Raw genomic sequence first — 270 nt, forward strand, 5'->3', positions numbered from 1 at the left:
AACAGAAACTTCATCCTGCCAACACAAACCGGTAAAAATACAGCATCTGTTTTATATACAACCTTCTTAGGTCTTACAACTCTTAGTTGCATTCAGGTTGATGATGCAGCTTATTCAAATGCTAATTGGTCGAATATTAAAGAATCAACAACTACTTATTCTAACACTTGTAAAACATTAGGCGTTAATGATCCTGCTTTTGCTAAAGCCACAATTTATCCAAATCCAACTAATGGAGAAGTAAATATTAGCAATATCATTTTAGAGAAA

Annotated in this window: 1 protein-coding gene; it reads left to right on the plus strand. The window is 32.6% G+C overall.

Annotated features, from left to right (window positions below):
* Positions 1-270: hypothetical protein (locus RT99_RS23720; RefSeq protein ID WP_042567245.1), on the plus strand; the 270-nt coding region annotated here is incomplete at both ends.

Origin of the sequence: Flavobacterium sp. MEB061, assembly GCF_000834715.1 — a bacterium.
Classification (GTDB): domain Bacteria; phylum Bacteroidota; class Bacteroidia; order Flavobacteriales; family Flavobacteriaceae; genus Flavobacterium; species Flavobacterium pectinovorum.